A 15,916-nucleotide genomic window follows, 5' to 3' on the forward strand; every position below is an offset into this window, starting at 1 on the left:
ATCTTCCGGGAACTGGAAGGTCAAGCCGGCATGTCGCGGGCACCGGTCCGGGCCCGCCCTCCCGTGCAGGCGTCAGAAGGTCGCCGTGGCCGTCGTGCTGTCGGGCCACGTTGAACGCACCGCCCCGCCGCTGTCCGAGCAAAGCGGTGCCGTGGCCGCCCCATGCAGGAGGTCCCCCGCCCGCACGAGCTGGAAGCGTTGCGCGACGCCTCCAATCACGAGAGTAGCCTGGCCTTTTCCAGCCTTCCGCCGAGACCGGTGCGTCCGATGCATCGAAGAGAATTACCGTCACCGTCGGGCTCCCGTCAGGGACGAGCTCCGCATGCCATGCGCCAGCGTCGACCTTTGGGCTGCCGTGCGGGACGGGCACGGTTCGTGCGCGAGGACGAAGCGCGGCCGGATCGGGCAGGGCAGCTAGGCTTCGGGTCATGAAGCTCTCCAATCAGATAGGTATGGTGGTGGAGGCTGCTGGTGCGATCCTTTCGACCGATGGCCATGCTTCGACGTCCGTACCCGAGGCGCTAGCGGTGACCGCCTCACCGCAAAGAAGGCGTCGCGCGAATCTTGGATTTACCGCAGGCTGCAGGCTGGACGGGCGACCCAAGGCGAGGCCAGACCATGAGGACGAGTCGAAAGGCAACGGCGCAGCTCCTGCTGGGAACCGACGGGCCGGATCTTCTGACAGCTCTTGACGAGGATACCCTCGTCCTCGGCCTCGAGGGGAACGACACGATCACGAGCGGTTTCCAGCGCACCGTTATCGATGCCGGGGACGGCGACGATCTCATTACCCTTTATTCGCGCGGCGACAGCTTGCGGACGGAGCCAGCCATGGCCGTCGCCGCCCTGTCGGGAGGCGATGGCGCCGACCGGATCGAGGCGACTCTCGAGGCGCAGTCGCAAAGCGACGCGACGGTGCTGGTGAACGCCAAGGGCGGGTCCGGCGATGACGACATCTGGATCCTGGGCCAGGCGAGCAGCTACGGTGGCACGCGGTCGGTGGTGTCGCTGACGGCGACCGGAGGCGAGGGAACCAACCGGATCACCTTGAACGCCTACGCCGGCGACTACCGTCGCAACTTCGGGGTGGGCGGTGAGTTCGTCCTGACCAACAGCGTCGTCGGCGGAGACGATGCCGACGTCCTGTCGGCGTCGATGGTGTTCGATCAGACGGCCGAGCGCAGCTGGTCCCGGTCCTTCGTCGACGGCCGTGGCGGCGACGACGTGCTGTCGAGTTCCTTAACGGCGATCAACGGCCGTGGCGTGATCGGTCTGAGCGAGGTGCGGGCTGGCTCGGGCGCCGACGAGGTCTGGGCACGCCTCGGCGTCACCGGCAACGAACTGGGCGGCCTGACCCGGATGATCGTGGACGGCGGCAGCGGAGATGACCGCCTCGATGTTGGTCAGGTAGGCCACAACGGCGCGCTGCGCGTCACCCTGCACGAGAAGTTCGTGACCCGGATCCGCGCGGACGCGGGCAACGACAGGGTCGAGAGCTTCGCAAGCCACGTCGCAGCCGTGTCGGCCCGGTCGCTTCAGATCATCGATGCCGGCGAGGGAAACGACGCGGTCACCGCACGGCTGGATCTGACCACGAGCAGGACGGACGACATCGACTACGGGAGCGTCCACGGCGCCTTCGTGCTGGATGGCGGGACCGGCAACGACCGGCTCTCCGCCGTGGCCGATCTGTCGGCGATCGACCCATACGGCGGCAGCACCTCGGGACGCGTGCGCCTGTTCGCCGACCTGCGCGGCGGCGCGGGGAACGACGAGCTGACGGTGGACTTCGGGATCGATGCCATGCTGACCGGCCACCGCTTCGCCTCGACCCTCGACGGCGGCGCGGGGCACGACCTGATGACCGTGACAACCCGCGGCGGCGATCGCGGCCTGCACGTCCTGTCCGGAGGCGACGGCAACGACAATCTGAGCGTGGCGGTGCGGGACGCCGACAGCGCGATCAGGCTGAGCGGCGGCGCTGGAAACGACAGCCTCTCGACCTCGATCATTGCACGAGGGCGGGCGCAGGAGTTCGGCCTGATCACGGCGCAGGGCGGCCGGGGCGACGACGTGATCGACAACGTGGCGCTGATCGGCCCCGGCTCCGGCGCCAAGTCGGCCTACCGGTTCGAGGGGGGCGGGGGCAACGACCGGGTTGAGTCCCGGACCGAGTTCTTCGGGGGTGCCGCGGGAGGTTTCAGCCATGCCGAGGGCCTGTCGGGCGGGACGGGCGACGATGTGCTCGCGGCGTCGGTTGGACCCTATGTCGAGCGGACCAGCTGGCCCGACCTCGGCATCGCCCGCTTCGCCCTGGCGCTAGCGGGCGGAGATGGCGCCGACACCCTTTTCGCCGTGACGGCACACGGCTGGTCGGAGGACAGCGAGTCGCGCATCGTCATGGACGGCGGCGCAGGCGACGACCGGCTCGAGGCCGTCTACACCGGCCAGGGCACCAACATTCTCCGCCTGACCGGCGGCACCGGCGACGACTTCCTCACCCTCTACAACGGCATGACGGTGGTGAGCGATGTCTGGACCCGGCTTCCGACACCCGGAGGCGGCTCGGTCTTGGGCGGTTCGGGCGACGACACGCTGGGCGGTTGGGGCGGCGAGATCCTTGCGACCGGCGGTGCGGGGGTGGACACCTTCCTCTTTGATCCCGCTGCGCAGGGCGAGATGCGGATCACCGACTTCGACGGCGCGGCCGAGCGCATCCGCTTCTCGATCCGGGAGCACCCGGATTCGATCTATTCGGATCCGAGCGAAAGCTGGGAGAATGCGGTCATAACCGGCGTGGAGGACACCGGTCCCGGGGGCGACGTCATCGTCCGCTTCGTCAGCGGCGCCGTTCTTGTTATCGAGGGCTACGGGACGGGCGCTGTCACGGACATTTCCGGCATCGTGGACTATCCGCTCATCTAGGCTCCAGACTCATTGAGTTTCAGAGCCAGAACAAGACGGTTGCTGCGAGGGCCATAGCGGAGAAGAAGGTTTCCGGGCATCGGTCGTATCGGGTGGGCATTGTTGCAGAACTTCCGCCCGGAAGGATCCACATCACGACTCCATGGCGTTAGACGGGAAGCATGACGAAGCCTGCACGCCCCCGCCATCGCACGACGAACTGGCCACCTACAACCAGGCGCTCCGGAGGCGCGGGTCGCTGCTGATCTGGCTGGACAGGGAGATGGCCTGGCTCGCGCCACCTGAGGGCAGGCCTGGGCGGCCGCCGCTGTTCTCGGATGCGGCGATCCAGTTCTGCCTGTCGATCAAGGGTGAAGGGCGCCCGGAAAACGGTCCTGAGGACCGTTTTCAGCCCTGAACGGGCGGAGCCCTGGGGCGCAGGGCCGGCGCCAAAGGCGCAAGGTGCATCTGGCCATGGATGGGACCACGTCCGACATCCGCGCCGTCGAGTTCACCCCCAGCCGCGACGGCGACAGCCCTGTCCTGCCCGAGCTGCTGGACCAGATCCCCGAGGATGAGGAGATCGGCACCGTGACCGGCGACGGCGCCTATGACACGCGACGCTGCCACACGGCCATCGTCGAGCGCCGCGCCACAGCCGTCATACTGATCCGCAGGAACGGCCGACCATGGAAGGAAGATGGCCCCGCCGCCCGGGCCGGAAACGAGACCCTGCGCGCCACCCGTCACTATGGCCGGGCGTTCTGGAAGCGATGGACGGGCTACCACGCCCGCAGCCGGATCGAGGCGAAGATGCCCTCGCCGGTTCGCTCGAACCGGTGGCGCTCACCGGCTCGGCTCAAGGCCTTAGGTGAACGCATCATGGCGTTCGCCACTGTCTCTCGGACCAATGGCGTTCCAATGGCTCACCCCCGACCGTCAGACCGCCGAGATCCACATCCGCGTCGCTCTCATGAACCGCTTCAACGCCCTCGGCACCGCCGAGATCGTCCGCGTTGATGAGCGACAACCAAGTTGTCCGACACCGTCAGGCAAGTTGGCCGCTGGGTTGAGCCGGAGGACGGGCGTAGCCCGTCCCGGAGGCTGAACCCAGCGGCTGGCCCTCGTTTCGGGGGAGAAGGGTGGGTGCTGGCCGCTGCGGGCCGGTAGGATCGGGATCTCTGCGTCCAAACGGAGATCCGACCGTGCCGGGCAAACCCGTCACCGACCAGCAATTGAGAGTCTACATGACCGACCGTCTCCAGCACAGCCAGCGTGTCGCCGCCGCCCGCGCCGGCTTCAGCGAGCGCACCGCCCGCCGCATCGATGCCGATCCGCGCCTTCCCTCGCAACGTCCGGCCCCCCGGGGCCGCACCGTGCCCGACCCGCTCGAGGCGGTGTGGGAGCCGGTGCTGCTGCCGATCCTCGCGCGTGATCCGGCCGTTCAGGCCGTGACCCTGCTGCGGCACCTTCAGATGAGCGACCCGGAGGCTTTCCCGGACGACCGCGTGCGCCGGACGCTCGAGCGGCGCGTCCGCGACTGGCGTGCCCTGAACGGCCCCGAGCGCGACGTGATCTTCCGTCAGACGCCCGAGCCCGGCCGGATGGCCCTGTCGGACTTCACCGATGCGAACGAACTCTGCGTGACGATCGCGGGGCAGCCGCTGGAGCAGCGCCTCTACCACTTCGTCCTGGCCTACAGCGGCTGGGAACATGCCGCCGTGGTGCTGGGCGGCGAGAGCTTCCCGGCGCTGGCCGAGAACCTCCAGAACGCACTCTGGACCCTTGGCGGCGTCCCGCACGAGCACCGAACCGACAGCCTGTCCGCAGCTTACCGGAACCTCGACACCGAAGCGGCGGCCGATGTCACCAGCCGCTATCAGGCGTTCTGCGCCCACTACGGCATGCTCGCCAGCCGCAACAACCCGGGCGAGGCGCACGAGAACGGATCGGTCGAGGCCCACAACAACCACCTGAAGGTCGCCCTCGACCAGGCCCTGATCCTGCGTGGCTCCCGCGACTTCGCCGATCTCGCCAGCTGGCGCCGCTTCGTCGATGAACTGGTCGCCCGACGCAACCGCCGGCGCGAGTCCGCGGTGCGCATCGAGATGGCGGCGCTCAGGCCGCTGCCGGCCCGGCGCACCACAGACTTCACCGAAGTGGTCGCGCGGGTCACGAAGACCGGGGGCTTTCTGGTCCACCAGGTCTTCTACTCGGCACCCTCGCAGCTGATCGGCAAGCGCCTGCGGGTCCATGTCTACGACGACCGGATCGAGGCCTTTCTCGGAGCGACCCCTGTCGTCACGCACCCCCGCCGTCGCGGCCGCGATGACGGCGCCCGCGTCCACTGCGTCAACTATCGCCCTGTCATCCACGCCCTGCGCCGCAAGCCGCAGGCGCTGGCCGGTTCCGTTTACCGCGACGGCCTGTTCCCGCGATCGGAATACGCCGAGGCCTGGGTTGCGTTGTCCGCCGCCTTGCCGCGCCGCGACGCCTGCCGTCGCATGGTCGATCTGCTGTGGCTTGCCCATGCGGAGGGCTGCGAGGCTGAACTGGCCGCGCTGATTGCCCACACCCTCGGTCATGGCGAATTGCCCGAAGCCCATGCGCTAAGGAGCAAGCTGGAGCCGCGTCGGCGCGAGCTGCCCGACGACACGCCCGTCAACCTCACCGATCTGGCCCGCTTCGACGAGCTGCTGGAGGCGCGCGCATGACCGCCGCTGCCCCGCACCCCGTCGATGTGCATGCGTTGCCCGCCATGCTCACGGCTCTGCGCCTGCCCAGCATCCAGCGCCACTGGCCGATGCTCGCCGAGCGTGCCGACGCCGAGGGCTGGCCCGCCTCGCGCTTCCTCGCAGCCCTGGCCGAGGTCGAGCTCGCCGATCGCGATGCCCGCCGCATCCAGCGCCATCTGCAGCAGTCCGAACTTCCCGGCGGCAAGACGCTGGCAACGCTTGACTTCAAGGCGCTGTCCGGCGTGACCCGGGCCCGCATCGAGGCGTTGGCCGCCGGGGATTGGGTTGAGACCGGCGCCAATCTCATCGCCATCGGCAACTCGGGCGCCGGCAAGAGCCACGTTCTCTGTGCCATCGGCCATGCCCTCGTCGAGGCCGGCAAGCGCGTCCTCTACACCCCCACCACCGACATCGTGCAGAGGCTGCAGGCCGCGCGCCGCGACCTCGTCCTTGAGGCCGCCCTCGCGAAGCTCGACAAATTCGACCTGATTATCCTCGACGACATCACCTACGCCCAGAAGGACCAGGCCGAGAGCTCGGTGCTCTTCGAGCTCATCGCCCGGCGCTACGAGACCAGAAGCCTCGCCATCGCCGCCAACCAGCCCTTCAGCGCCTGGAACCGCGTCTTCCCCGATCAGGCCATGACCGTCGCCGCCATCGACCGGCTGGTTCACCACGCGACCATCCTCGAGATGAACGGCGAGAGCTTCCGCCGACGCGCCGCCGCACGACGCCGATCCACGGAGCCTGTCGCTGCGCCGACAACCTCCAGCGACAACATCGGCGTCGAAGCCACCGACAACATCAACGACAAGCAGAGGGAGATCAGCGCCGACTAACACCAACGACCGCAGCGGTCAAAACCGGCCATCCTGGTTGTCGGTCACGGCCAAGGAGGTTGACGCTCTACACCGCGTCGCCTGACGTCCCGGGGGGAAAGGGGAAGTCACGCCTCAAGGCGGCTTTCTGCAACAACGCCCTATGTCGACCTCGAAGACCGCATCCCGGCCGGGCATCCGCTGCGCAAGATCCGGCAGGTGGTCAACGAAGCCCTCGCAAGGGCTCTGTTGCACAAATCGGGTGAGGGATTTATCTTGTGAATCCAGCATGGTAGCTGGAGGGCATGAGCAGACCGACACCCCCGACCTACAAGACCCGGAACTGGCCAAGCTACAACGGAGCGCTGAAGCGCCGCGGCTCGCTGACGATCTGGTTCGATCCCGCCATGACTTGGGAAGCCGCGCCAACGGGCAAGCGTGGACGGCAGCCCGCCTATGGTGATGCCGCCATCCAAACCTGCCTGACGATGAAGGTGCTATTCGGCATGGCGCTGCGCCAGACCACAGGGTTCGTCGAGAGCCTGCTGCGGCTGATCGGTCTGGATTGGGCGGTGCCAGACTTCAGCACGCTGTCGCGCCGCCAGAAGACCCTGAAGGTGAACATTCCCTACCGCGGTTCGGACGGCCCGCTTCATTTGCTGGTCGACAGCACCGGGATCAAGGTTGAAGGTGAAGGCGAGTGGAACGCCCGTAAGCACGGCGGCTCAAAGCGGCGCGTCTGGCGCAAGATCCACATCGGAATTGACGAGAAATCCCTGGAAATCCGGGCCGCCGAGTTCACCACCAGCGAAGTGGGCGATGCGCCCATGCTGCCCGAGTTGCTCGACCAGATCCCGGTCGGGCAAGAGATCGCCACTGTCACCGCCGACGGCGCCTTCGACACCCGCAAGTGCCACAACGCCATCGCCGCCCGCGGTGCCGCCGCGGTCATTCCGCCCCGCAAGAACGCCAAACCATGGAAGCCAGACACCGCCGGAGCGATCGCTCGCAACGAAATCCTGCGCACATCCAAGCGCGTCGGCAAGACAATCTGGCGACGATGGAGCGGTTATCATCGACGAAGCCGGGCAGAGACCAAGATGCACTGCATCAAGTTGCTTGGGCAGCGCCTCTCCGCTCGGGACTTCGATCGTCAGGTTGCAGAGTTCCAGGTCCGTGTCGCTGTCCTGAACGGTTTCACGGCCCTCGGCACGCCCATCACAGAGGTCGCAGGATAGGTCCGTCCAGGGAAAGGGGAACTCCGTCCCTCACCCGATTTGTGCAACAGAGCCCAGCGCATCTCACGTCGGGCGGAAGCCATCAGCGCCTGCGCTACTCGGAAATCTCCGCTGAGTCGGCTGAGGCCCGAGGACAAAAAGCGGCTCGAGGTGCTGCGCGACGGCGTGGATCTGGTCGCACTGCCCTCGGCACATCGCGCGGACGAGATCGCGGCCGCCCTGCACGCAGAGATGCCCTGGATGGCCCCGGCGGTGGACCGGATCTGGCAGGATCTGCAGCAATCGGTTGAGCGTGGCGAACTCGGGACGCGCATCAGGCCTAAGCTGCTCGACGGCGCGCCGGGGATCGGCAAGAGCTATCTCGGGCGCCTGCTCGCAGGCCTGATCGGCGTGCCGGGCCCCATCTTTGAGGCCACCGTGGAGAACGCGAGCTTCGGGCTGGTCGGGTCGCAGCGCGGTTGGGGAAACGCCGCGCCTGGCAGGATGATCAACCTCATCCTCGCTGAACTCGTCGGAAATCCGGTCATTATTGTCGACGAGGTGGAAAAGGCGGGCAACGCGGATTCGATCAAGGGTCACTGCTTTTTCCTGACCAACGCGCTCCTGCCACTGCTCGAGCCGGACTCGGCGGAACGCTGGAGCTGTCCCTACTTCGAAATCGCATTCGACATGAGGTGGGTCAGCTGGATCCTCGCCTCCAACGACTGGCGCGCGTTGCCGGCGCACCTGATCAGTCGCTGCCCGCCGATCCGGCTGGAGCGGCCGACGGTGCCGCACCTCCAGCAGTTCGCCCGGCACCAGGGCACCCGGCGAGGGCTGTCCGAGACCTCGATCGGGGCGATCTGCGAGGCCCTCGGCCGAGCCGCCGCCCGCGGCTACCTGCCGGATCTGCGTGCCGTGATCCGCATGCTCGACCGCGCCGAGCGGATGGAACGGCGCCCGCCTGTATCGACCCAGCGGAATCTGCACAGGTTAAGCCGCCAAGGCGAATGCCTCGGCGGGGGTTTTCATGTCCAGCTCCTGATGCGGGCGGCGATGGTTGTAGAAAGCGATCCAGTCGCCGATGGCGCGTGCCGCGTGCTGGAGGCTGTCGAAGCGCTGGCGGTGAACGCACTGCTCCTTCAGGGTCCGGATCACGCGCTCGACCATGCCGTTCTGCTGCGGGCAATGCGGGGTGATGAACTCCTGCTTCAGGCCGTAGCTGCGGACGAGGGCCGTGTATTTGCGACTGGTGAAGAGTGAGCCATGGTGCCGCCACTGGTCCGAGGCCCATGGCGAACGCCGTTGTCGGACCTCAGCAGGAACTCCTTCGTCACCCGGCCGAGTGTGCCGAACCGGTTGATCAGCGCGTGTTCCAACGCGCTCGCGGCCGTGGAGGCCTTGCCCGAGCGCGACAGGTGCCAGCCCAGAAGCTCGCGGGTATGGCAGTCGATCACCAGGGCGAGCGTGGCCCAGCCGTCGCGCCCGGCCCAGACCCGGCAGAGATCCGTGGACCAGCGCTCGTTGGGGGCCTGGGCCACCGAGGGCACCGCTTCTATCCTGGGTCGCATTCCGATCGGGCGCTTGCGGACCTGCCAGCCCTTGATCTGGAAGACCCGCTGCACCGTGTTCTTGTTGAAAGCCCAGAAGCCAGGCGACCGTGCGGTAGCCGAAGGACGGCTCCTGCTCGATCATGGCCTTGATCGGCTCGGCAAATCGTGGATCAACCTTCGGCGCAGCTTTCGTCGGCTTGTAGTACACGGTCCGCCGCGGCACGCCGAACCACGCACACAGCTTGGTCAGCGGCACCGTGATCCCATCGGCCAGAAGGCCCTGCTGGATGCTCTGGATCATTTCCTCGCCATGGGCCTCGGACCAGTGGCGGCTCCATGGCTCGATCCGCCGCATCCAGCAGGGCCTGGAGCTTTTTTCTCGCCCGCAGCTCCAGCATCGCCTCGCCATAGGCTTCCTGAAGGTCCTTCAGCTGCTTCTCGTACTGCTCGCGGATGTCGAGCGGGTTGGCGCGGAGCGCCATCTCCAGGGCTTACGCGGCCGCACTGCGGCCACGGTCCCCTTCGATATCCATCCCCCGCTTGGCATCCTCGACCCAACCCTCGATCTCGGAAGGCGAGAGATCATAGGACCGGCTGGCCTCGGCCACCGTCCTTGTTCGGGCTTACGCGGCGCCACTGGCGCCACGGTCCCTCACAAGTGCCTTGGATGATCTCCACCACGAGCGCCGTCTTGCGCTTCGCCGTCCAGCGTTTGATCGGGTCGTCCATCGTCACACTCATCGCTACCTTACTCCTTGTAGCATGAGCAGATTTTCACTGGGTCGATACACGCGCGCCCTGGATCAGCATCTTGCGGAGATAGCGACTGCCCCGCTTCGTGATCCCGAGGAGCCTTGGCCTGCCGCCGGTCGTGGCCTGACGAGGCACGAGACCCAGCCAGGCCGCTAGATCTCGGCCCTTGCCGAAGGTGGCAGCGTTGCCAACCGCGGCCGCCAGCGCGGTCGCATTGAGCACTCCAATGCCCGGAATGCTCGTCAGCCGTCGTGCCCTGTCATCACTTCGGACCATGGCTACAAACTCGGCGTCGAAGGCGGCGATGCGACGGTCCCAGTTCTTCCCGACGCGCGCGCATGTCTCCAAGCAGGAACGCCATGCGTGGGCTCAGGGCGTCGGCGCCATCATCCAGAAGATCGCGCAGCAAGAGCCGCAACCGCCCGTGACCCTGCGCCACGACGTGCCCGCGCTCCAGCAGCAGGCTGCGGATCTGGTTGGTCAGGGAGGTTCGCTCCCCGACCAGACGATCGCGCACCCGGTGCAGCGTCTGAACGTCAAGCTGCTTCTCGCTCTTGAGTTCGACAAAGCGCATGGTCGGACGGGTGGCCGCTTCCGCAATCGCCTCGGCGTCCCGGTCATCGTTCTTCTGTGCCTTGACGTAGGGGCGAACATATTCCGGCGACATCAACCGGATCTCGTGCCCCAGCGCGGCCAGCGCACGACCCATGTGGTGCGCCCCGCAGCGCGCTTCCATCGCCATGATGCAAGGTGTCAACCGTGAGGCGAAGGTGATCACCCCGTCACGGCGCATCCGCCGTCTCACGACGACCTTGCCGTTGGCATCCAGTCCAACCACGCGGCAGGCTGTTCTTGCCCAGATCGACCCCAGGATCACAATGCTCATGGCTCACTCCTTCCTTCATTCAACACCGCCATCCTGCAGAGGGCGGCGGGAGGGGCGGGCCATCCATAAAGGGGGGCGCGCACGTCAGATCGGGCGCACCAAGGGGAGCATGAACACCAAGTTGCACGCCGTCGCCGATGCGAAGGGGCGGCCGATCGGGTTCTTCATGTCCGCTGGACAGGTCAGCGACTACACCGGCGCGGCGGCGCTGCCGGGCAGCCTGCCGAAGGCGGACTGGTTGCTGGCAGACAGGGGCTACGATGCGGACTGGCTGCGAGAAGCGTTGAAAGACAAAGGGATGAAGGTCTGCATCCCGGGCCGGAAATCGCGCAAGAAGGCGGTGAAATACGACAAGAGGCGTTACAAGCGCCGCAACCGCATCGAGATCATGTTCGGCCGCCTCAAGGACTGGCGACGGGTTGCTAGCCGATACGACCGCTGCCCGGACACCTTCTTCTCCGCTATCGCACTCGCAGCCATCGTCCTGTTCTGGCTCCGATAATCAATGAGTCTGGAGCCTAGCAGCCCCGGAGCAAGGCCAGGGGGGCTAGGTTGGGCGTTCGGCACCGGATAGGCAAACGGCCCGCCTGCCGAAGGCGGTGCCGTGGTTCCCGGTAGGCGGCGAACAACTGGTTTGCCAGTGCCGTCAGCAGCCCCACGTCCCGCAAGCCCGCCGCTGCGGGCGCGAAGTCACTTGTAGCTGTCGGGATAGTCATGGAACTGCCGATCTCCGCAGCCTCGAGCACCGCCAGCGCATCGCGCGACTGCACCACGAGCGAGCAGTAGAGGCTGATCAGGTAAGAGGCGATGGCCGAGCGGTTGATGCCCATGAAGCGCACCGACGGCCCCGGGCTTTGCTCACCCGCCAGCCCCGGCTGGTAAAGCCCACGGTGCCCTGCCGCTCGTCGCCCACCCGCAGAAGCAGGATATTCGTGCGGCTGTCCACCACTGGCACCTTGTCCAAGAGGAGGATCGGCAAGCCCCGTCACTGACGATTCCGCTCTCCCTTTCCTGAGGACGCCCGGCTCTGGACACAACCTGCGCAGCCTCCGGGACCCCGGCGGCCGGAGGGTGTGCCGCGTTCGGCCGATCAAGCCCGGATCAAGGCAAGGGCAGCTTCAGCAGAACCGTAAGACCCGGTCCTTCATTCGAGAAGGAAAGCGCTCCTCCGGCCGCCTCGACAATCTCGCCTGCGATCGCGAGACCGAGGCCTTGCCCGCCGGCGCGCTCGTCCGCGCGAAACCCCCGTCGCACAAGGTCCCGCATCGCCTCGGCGGGTGCGCCCGGGCCGTCGTCGCTGAGCCGGATCGTCGCCATCCCCGCCTCGGCCCGAGCCTGGACCGCCACCCTGCCGGTGGCATGGCGCGCGGCGTTTTCCGCAAGGGCACCGAAGGCTTCGGCAAGATCGTCGGGGTCGATCCTCAGTTCCAGATCGGCGGCAATATCCACCTCCCACGAGAGCGCCGCCCCGTCGGGCGTCCGGCGCAGGACATTCACCACGCCGGACACGATGGTCAGGAGGTTCGCGCGCAAGGGTCTGCGGTCGGACTGGATCGTCGCGCGGCGCAGTTCGCGCTCCACCAGCCCGCGCATGCCGGTGGCGATGGTCTCGATGCTGTCGGCCAGGTCCCGGTCCCCCCGCTCGCGCAGATGCGCCGCGTCACCCAGCAGGGCCTGCAAAGGCGTCTTGAGGCCATGCGCGAGGTCGGCGGCGCGATTGCGGGCGCGGAGCAATTCCCCGTCGCGGTCCGAAAGAAGCGTGTCGATCTCTCCGGCAAGAGGCAGCACCTCGGCCGGAAGGCTGGTCCCCATCCGCGCGATGCGGCCCGATCGCAGCGCCGCAACCCGGTCGCTCACCGCCGTGAGGGGCCGCATGCCGACCGTCAACTGTGCCCAGAAGCCCAGCACCAGCAGCAGCCCGAGAGCGGCCGAATAGGGCAGGAGATCCCTCAGAAAGCCGCTCCGGGCCTCATCGAGCGCGGCGCGGTCCGTGGCCACGACGATGCGCACCGGCACCGTCGAGGCCCCGTCGTCGACGCTCAACCAGGTCTCGAAGGCCAGCAAGGGCCGGGCCTCGGGGCCGGTCATGTCAAGGACGCGAGCGGTTCCGGGAGGGAGGGGTGGGCCGATGCGGGGCAGGGTCACATCCCACAGCGAGCGCGAGCGGCGAGTATGCGGCCCCAGTTCCAGCTGCCAGTAATGGCCCGAAAAGGGTTGTTCATAGAGCGGATCGACGGGCGCAGGGCGAAAGCCCGCGCGGTGGGGGGCCGTCATCTCGATCATGGCCGCGACGGAATAGGACCGCGCCTCAAGATCGGCCACCGCCACGCGCTGCACGTGGCGCTCGAACAGGAGCGTCAGACCGATCACCGACAGCGCGAGGGCGCCGAGGATGGACAGGCCTCCGACCAGACCCAGGCGCAGACGCAGCGACTGACGGCTCAAATCGCGCCGTCCAGGAAATAGCCGAAGCCACGGCGCGTGCCGACGACGCCCGGTCCCAGCTTGCGCCGGACCCGGGCGATGACCGCCTCGAGCGCGTTGGTGTCGCGACTGTCCTCGTCCCCGTAGAGATGGTCGAGCAGTTCCGTCGGCGGAACGACGCGGTCCCGGTGCAGGGCCAGATAGGAGATCAGCCGGAACTCCAGCGGCGTGACGCCGACCGGAACGCCCTGCACGGCGACAGCCATGCGGTTGAGATCGACCGAGAGCTTCCCGACCATCTGCTGGGAGGTGGCCTGTCCCCCGGTCCGGCGCACCAGTGCGCGGGCGCGCGCCAGAAGTTCCTCCATCCGGAAGGGCTTGGGCAGATAGTCATCCGCACCCGCGTCGATGCCCTCGACCCGCTCTCGCCACGATCCGCGTGCGGTCAGGATCAGGACCGGGCTCGTCACACCTTCGCCGCGCCAGCGCTTCAGCACGCTCAGCCCATCCAGCCCTGGCAGGCCGAGGTCAAGGACAATCAGGTCATAGGCCTCCGTCCCGCCCCGGAACCACGCGGCTTCTCCCTCGGCCACCTGTTCGATACGAAATCCCGACGAGGCAAGGGCGCGGGCGAGGTCTTCGGCAATGCGGGGATCGTCCTCGACGACAAGGGCGCGCATGATCCTTCAGTCGTCCTCGCCCAGCGAGAGAATCTCCCCCGTCGCCGCATTCAGGTCGGTCTCGAGCAGACGCCCGTCAGGGGTGATGAGTTCCACCTCATAGATGCGCAGGCCGTTTTCGATTTCCAGTTCCACCTCGATCACCCGCCCCTCCTGAACCGCCGCGACGCGTTGCAGGATATCGGCCAGCGGCAGGATCTCGCCCCGTCGCACGGCCTCCTCGGCGAGCTCGAAATCGGGCGGCAGGAGATCCTGGCTCCCCCCGGAGATCGGAAGAAGCAGGAGCGGAAGGGCAAGGAGCAGAACGGAACGTGTCATCCGGCCACCCTACACCGCCCTTCCTGACAAATCGCCTACGGCCTGTCTCAGGGCGCTGTCAGCGCGCCTGTGCGATCAGCCTCGGACATTGGCAACCTGGCAAGGAGAAGAGAGTGAAGAATGTCCTGCTAACGGCCGCGGCCCTGAGCATCGGTGCAACCATGGCGGCGGCCGAGGCGGCGCTGCCGGTTTCTGCCGCTCTTTCCGCACTCGAGGTCAAGGGCTACACCGTCCACGAGATCGAGGCAGAGGGCGCGCGGTTCGAGGTGGAGGCGGTGAGCCCCGCCGGCGCCCGTGTCGAACTGCTCGTCGATGCCGCCACAGCCGACATCCTCCGCGAGCGCCGCGACGACTGATCCTGGCCGAACCCCCAGCCGGCAACCCTTCGGACGGCGCGGACAGCCCGCGGCGATCCTGACCCGATTCAAGGAACAACACCATGGCACGACGCATCGGAACGAACCTGGCCGATACCCTCACCGGAACCCGGCTGGCCGACATCCTGACCGGTTTCGGAGGCAACGACCGCCTCTTCGGCCTGGAGGGCAACGATGATCTCCACGGCGGCAGTGGCAACGACCATCTGGACGGCGGCGAGGGAGCCGACGACCTCGAGGGGGACCGGGGCAACGACCGTCTTCGTGGCGGCGCAGGCAATGACGAGCTCGACGGCGGCGCCGGACATGACCGGCTGTCGGGCGGGGCAGGCAAGGACGAGCTCGACGGCGGGGCCGGAGAGGACCGGCTCTGGGGCGGGGCAGGCTCCGATCACCTCGAAGGCGGTGGCGGAAACGACATCCTGACCGGCGGAGCGGGCGCCGACGTCTTCGAGTTCGAACGCGGCGACGGTCGCGATACCGTGACGGATTTCCGCAACGGCGTGGACCGGATCGAACTGGACGATTTCAGCGTCGCCCAGGCTAGGGCGCTCATCAACGGCGCCCAGCAGGTCGGAACCAGCGTCGTCCTGACCCTTTCTGCCGACACTGTCGTCACGATCACCAACATGCAGGTGTCGCACCTCGACATGTCGGACTTCATCCTCTGAACAGGGGCTGAAACGGCCGGGGACCCGGGCAGGGGGCTTTGGCCGCTGAACAGGCTTGAACCCACCCGCGCCGGACGTCGCCTCTGCGCGCCGAGCTTGCGGGCCTGTCATTCCCCGTCGCCGAGAAACTTGATCCCGGTGCTTTGCACCAGCGAGTTCAGTGGTCGGCGCGGCGCTGTGGGATATGGACAGCCAGAGACTTCCGCCGGCGGCCGAGGGTGGAGACGTCCGGAACCGGCCAGTCCAGCCCAGCCAGGCGCAGGAGGCTGGCGACCATCGCGGCGGCCTGCCTCAGCCGCAGCCGGAACCAGGGCTCCGCCCGTTCAGGGCTGAAAACGGTCCTCAGGACCGTTCTCCGGGCGCCCTTCACCCTTGATCGACAGGCAGAACTGGACCGCTGCGTCTGAAGACTACGGCGGCCGCCCTGGTCTTCCCTCACGCGGCGCGAGCCAGGACATTTCCCTGTCCAGCCAGATCAGGAGCGACCTGCGCCTCCGGAGTGCCCTGTTGTAGCTGGTCCAGTTGGTCGTGCGGTAAGGGTGCGTGCAGGCTTCGTCATGCCGCCCGTCTAACGGCATGG

At 67.4% G+C, this 15,916-nt stretch carries 13 protein-coding genes and 6 pseudogenes; 9 read left to right on the forward strand and 10 right to left on the reverse strand.

Annotated features, from left to right (window positions below):
• Nucleotides 1–618 precede the first annotated feature (618 nt).
• The 6 genes and pseudogenes from CK951_RS03125 to CK951_RS22055 all read left to right on the forward strand — a co-directional run.
• Nucleotides 619–2,925: a hypothetical protein gene (locus tag CK951_RS03125; RefSeq protein ID WP_096784777.1), complete on the forward strand. Its 2,307-nt coding sequence runs from the start codon at nucleotides 619–621 to the stop codon at nucleotides 2,923–2,925.
• 161 nt (nucleotides 2,926–3,086) lie between these two features.
• Nucleotides 3,087–4,012: pseudogene (locus CK951_RS03130) on the forward strand (transposase).
• A 139-nt stretch (nucleotides 4,013–4,151) separates the two neighbouring features.
• Nucleotides 4,152–5,618 carry an IS21 family transposase gene (gene istA, locus CK951_RS03135; RefSeq protein WP_157764584.1) on the forward strand — a complete coding sequence of 489 codons (1,467 nt, stop codon included), beginning with the start codon at nucleotides 4,152–4,154 and terminating at the stop codon, nucleotides 5,616–5,618.
• Complete coding sequence (istB, locus tag CK951_RS03140; protein WP_096784779.1) at nucleotides 5,615–6,478, forward strand: IS21-like element helper ATPase IstB; 864 nt, start codon at nucleotides 5,615–5,617, stop codon at nucleotides 6,476–6,478. Before istA ends, istB begins: the two co-directional genes overlap by 4 nt.
• 284 nt (nucleotides 6,479–6,762) lie before the next feature.
• The gene (locus tag CK951_RS03145; protein ID WP_096784780.1) at nucleotides 6,763–7,695 is read left to right on the forward strand and encodes an IS5 family transposase; all 933 of its coding nucleotides are present in this window, start codon (nucleotides 6,763–6,765) and stop codon (nucleotides 7,693–7,695) included.
• Between the two features lie 240 nt (nucleotides 7,696–7,935).
• Nucleotides 7,936–8,379: pseudogene (locus CK951_RS22055) on the forward strand (AAA family ATPase); the annotation flags it as partial.
• 288 nt (nucleotides 8,380–8,667) lie between these two features.
• Here CK951_RS22055 and CK951_RS22060 read toward each other — a convergent pair.
• The 5 genes and pseudogenes from CK951_RS22060 to CK951_RS03165 all read right to left on the reverse strand — a co-directional run.
• Complete coding sequence (locus CK951_RS22060) at nucleotides 8,668–8,844, reverse strand: integrase core domain-containing protein (protein ID WP_232520594.1); 177 nt, start codon at nucleotides 8,842–8,844, stop codon at nucleotides 8,668–8,670.
• Between the two features lie 41 nt (nucleotides 8,845–8,885).
• A complete protein-coding gene (locus tag CK951_RS21290) occupies nucleotides 8,886–9,299 on the reverse strand; it encodes a DDE-type integrase/transposase/recombinase (protein WP_232520595.1) in 414 nt (137 codons plus the stop codon).
• A 98-nt stretch (nucleotides 9,300–9,397) separates the two neighbouring features.
• The gene (locus tag CK951_RS21545; protein ID WP_232520596.1) at nucleotides 9,398–9,709 is read right to left on the reverse strand and encodes a hypothetical protein; all 312 of its coding nucleotides are present in this window, start codon (nucleotides 9,707–9,709) and stop codon (nucleotides 9,398–9,400) included.
• Nucleotides 9,710–9,809: 100 nt separating this feature from the next.
• Entirely contained in the window at nucleotides 9,810–9,956 is a 147-nt protein-coding gene (locus CK951_RS21550; protein ID WP_232520597.1) for a hypothetical protein, read from the reverse strand.
• A gap of 54 nt (nucleotides 9,957–10,010) precedes the next feature.
• Nucleotides 10,011–10,866 (reverse strand): annotated as a pseudogene (locus CK951_RS03165) (IS110 family transposase); the annotation flags it as partial.
• Here CK951_RS03165 and CK951_RS03170 point away from each other — a divergent pair.
• Nucleotides 10,856–11,368 (forward strand): annotated as a pseudogene (locus CK951_RS03170) (IS5 family transposase); the annotation flags it as partial. The pseudogenes CK951_RS03165 and CK951_RS03170 overlap by 11 nt on opposite strands.
• Nucleotides 11,369–11,384: 16 nt before the next feature.
• Here CK951_RS03170 and CK951_RS21305 read toward each other — a convergent pair.
• From CK951_RS21305 to CK951_RS03190, 4 genes and pseudogenes are all read right to left on the reverse strand, one after another.
• Nucleotides 11,385–11,821: pseudogene (locus tag CK951_RS21305) on the reverse strand (hypothetical protein).
• A gap of 146 nt (nucleotides 11,822–11,967) precedes the next feature.
• The gene (locus CK951_RS03180; protein WP_096784781.1) at nucleotides 11,968–13,311 is read right to left on the reverse strand and encodes a HAMP domain-containing sensor histidine kinase; all 1,344 of its coding nucleotides are present in this window, start codon (nucleotides 13,309–13,311) and stop codon (nucleotides 11,968–11,970) included.
• Complete coding sequence (locus CK951_RS03185) at nucleotides 13,308–13,970, reverse strand: response regulator transcription factor (protein ID WP_096784782.1); 663 nt, start codon at nucleotides 13,968–13,970, stop codon at nucleotides 13,308–13,310. The genes CK951_RS03180 and CK951_RS03185 overlap by 4 nt, the downstream gene beginning before the upstream one ends.
• Nucleotides 13,971–13,976: 6 nt before the next feature.
• Nucleotides 13,977–14,288 carry a PepSY domain-containing protein gene (locus CK951_RS03190; RefSeq protein WP_096784783.1) on the reverse strand — a complete coding sequence of 104 codons (312 nt, stop codon included), beginning with the start codon at nucleotides 14,286–14,288 and terminating at the stop codon, nucleotides 13,977–13,979.
• Nucleotides 14,289–14,401: 113 nt separating this feature from the next.
• Here CK951_RS03190 and CK951_RS03195 point away from each other — a divergent pair, with 113 nt between their 5' ends.
• Both CK951_RS03195 and CK951_RS03200 read left to right on the forward strand, forming a co-directional pair.
• Nucleotides 14,402–14,644, forward strand: a complete 243-nt coding sequence (locus CK951_RS03195; RefSeq protein ID WP_096784784.1) for a PepSY domain-containing protein — start codon at nucleotides 14,402–14,404, stop codon at nucleotides 14,642–14,644.
• An 83-nt stretch (nucleotides 14,645–14,727) separates the two neighbouring features.
• Complete coding sequence (locus CK951_RS03200; protein ID WP_096784785.1) at nucleotides 14,728–15,336, forward strand: calcium-binding protein; 609 nt, start codon at nucleotides 14,728–14,730, stop codon at nucleotides 15,334–15,336.
• A 110-nt stretch (nucleotides 15,337–15,446) separates the two neighbouring features.
• On the opposite strand, the pseudogene CK951_RS03205 reads toward CK951_RS03200, so the two are convergent.
• A pseudogene (locus CK951_RS03205) lies at nucleotides 15,447–15,914 on the reverse strand (transposase); the annotation flags it as partial.
• Between the last annotated feature and the right edge of the window lie 2 nt (nucleotides 15,915–15,916).

Source organism: Rhodobacter sp. CZR27 (genome assembly GCF_002407205.1).
GTDB lineage: Bacteria > Pseudomonadota > Alphaproteobacteria > Rhodobacterales > Rhodobacteraceae > Cereibacter_A.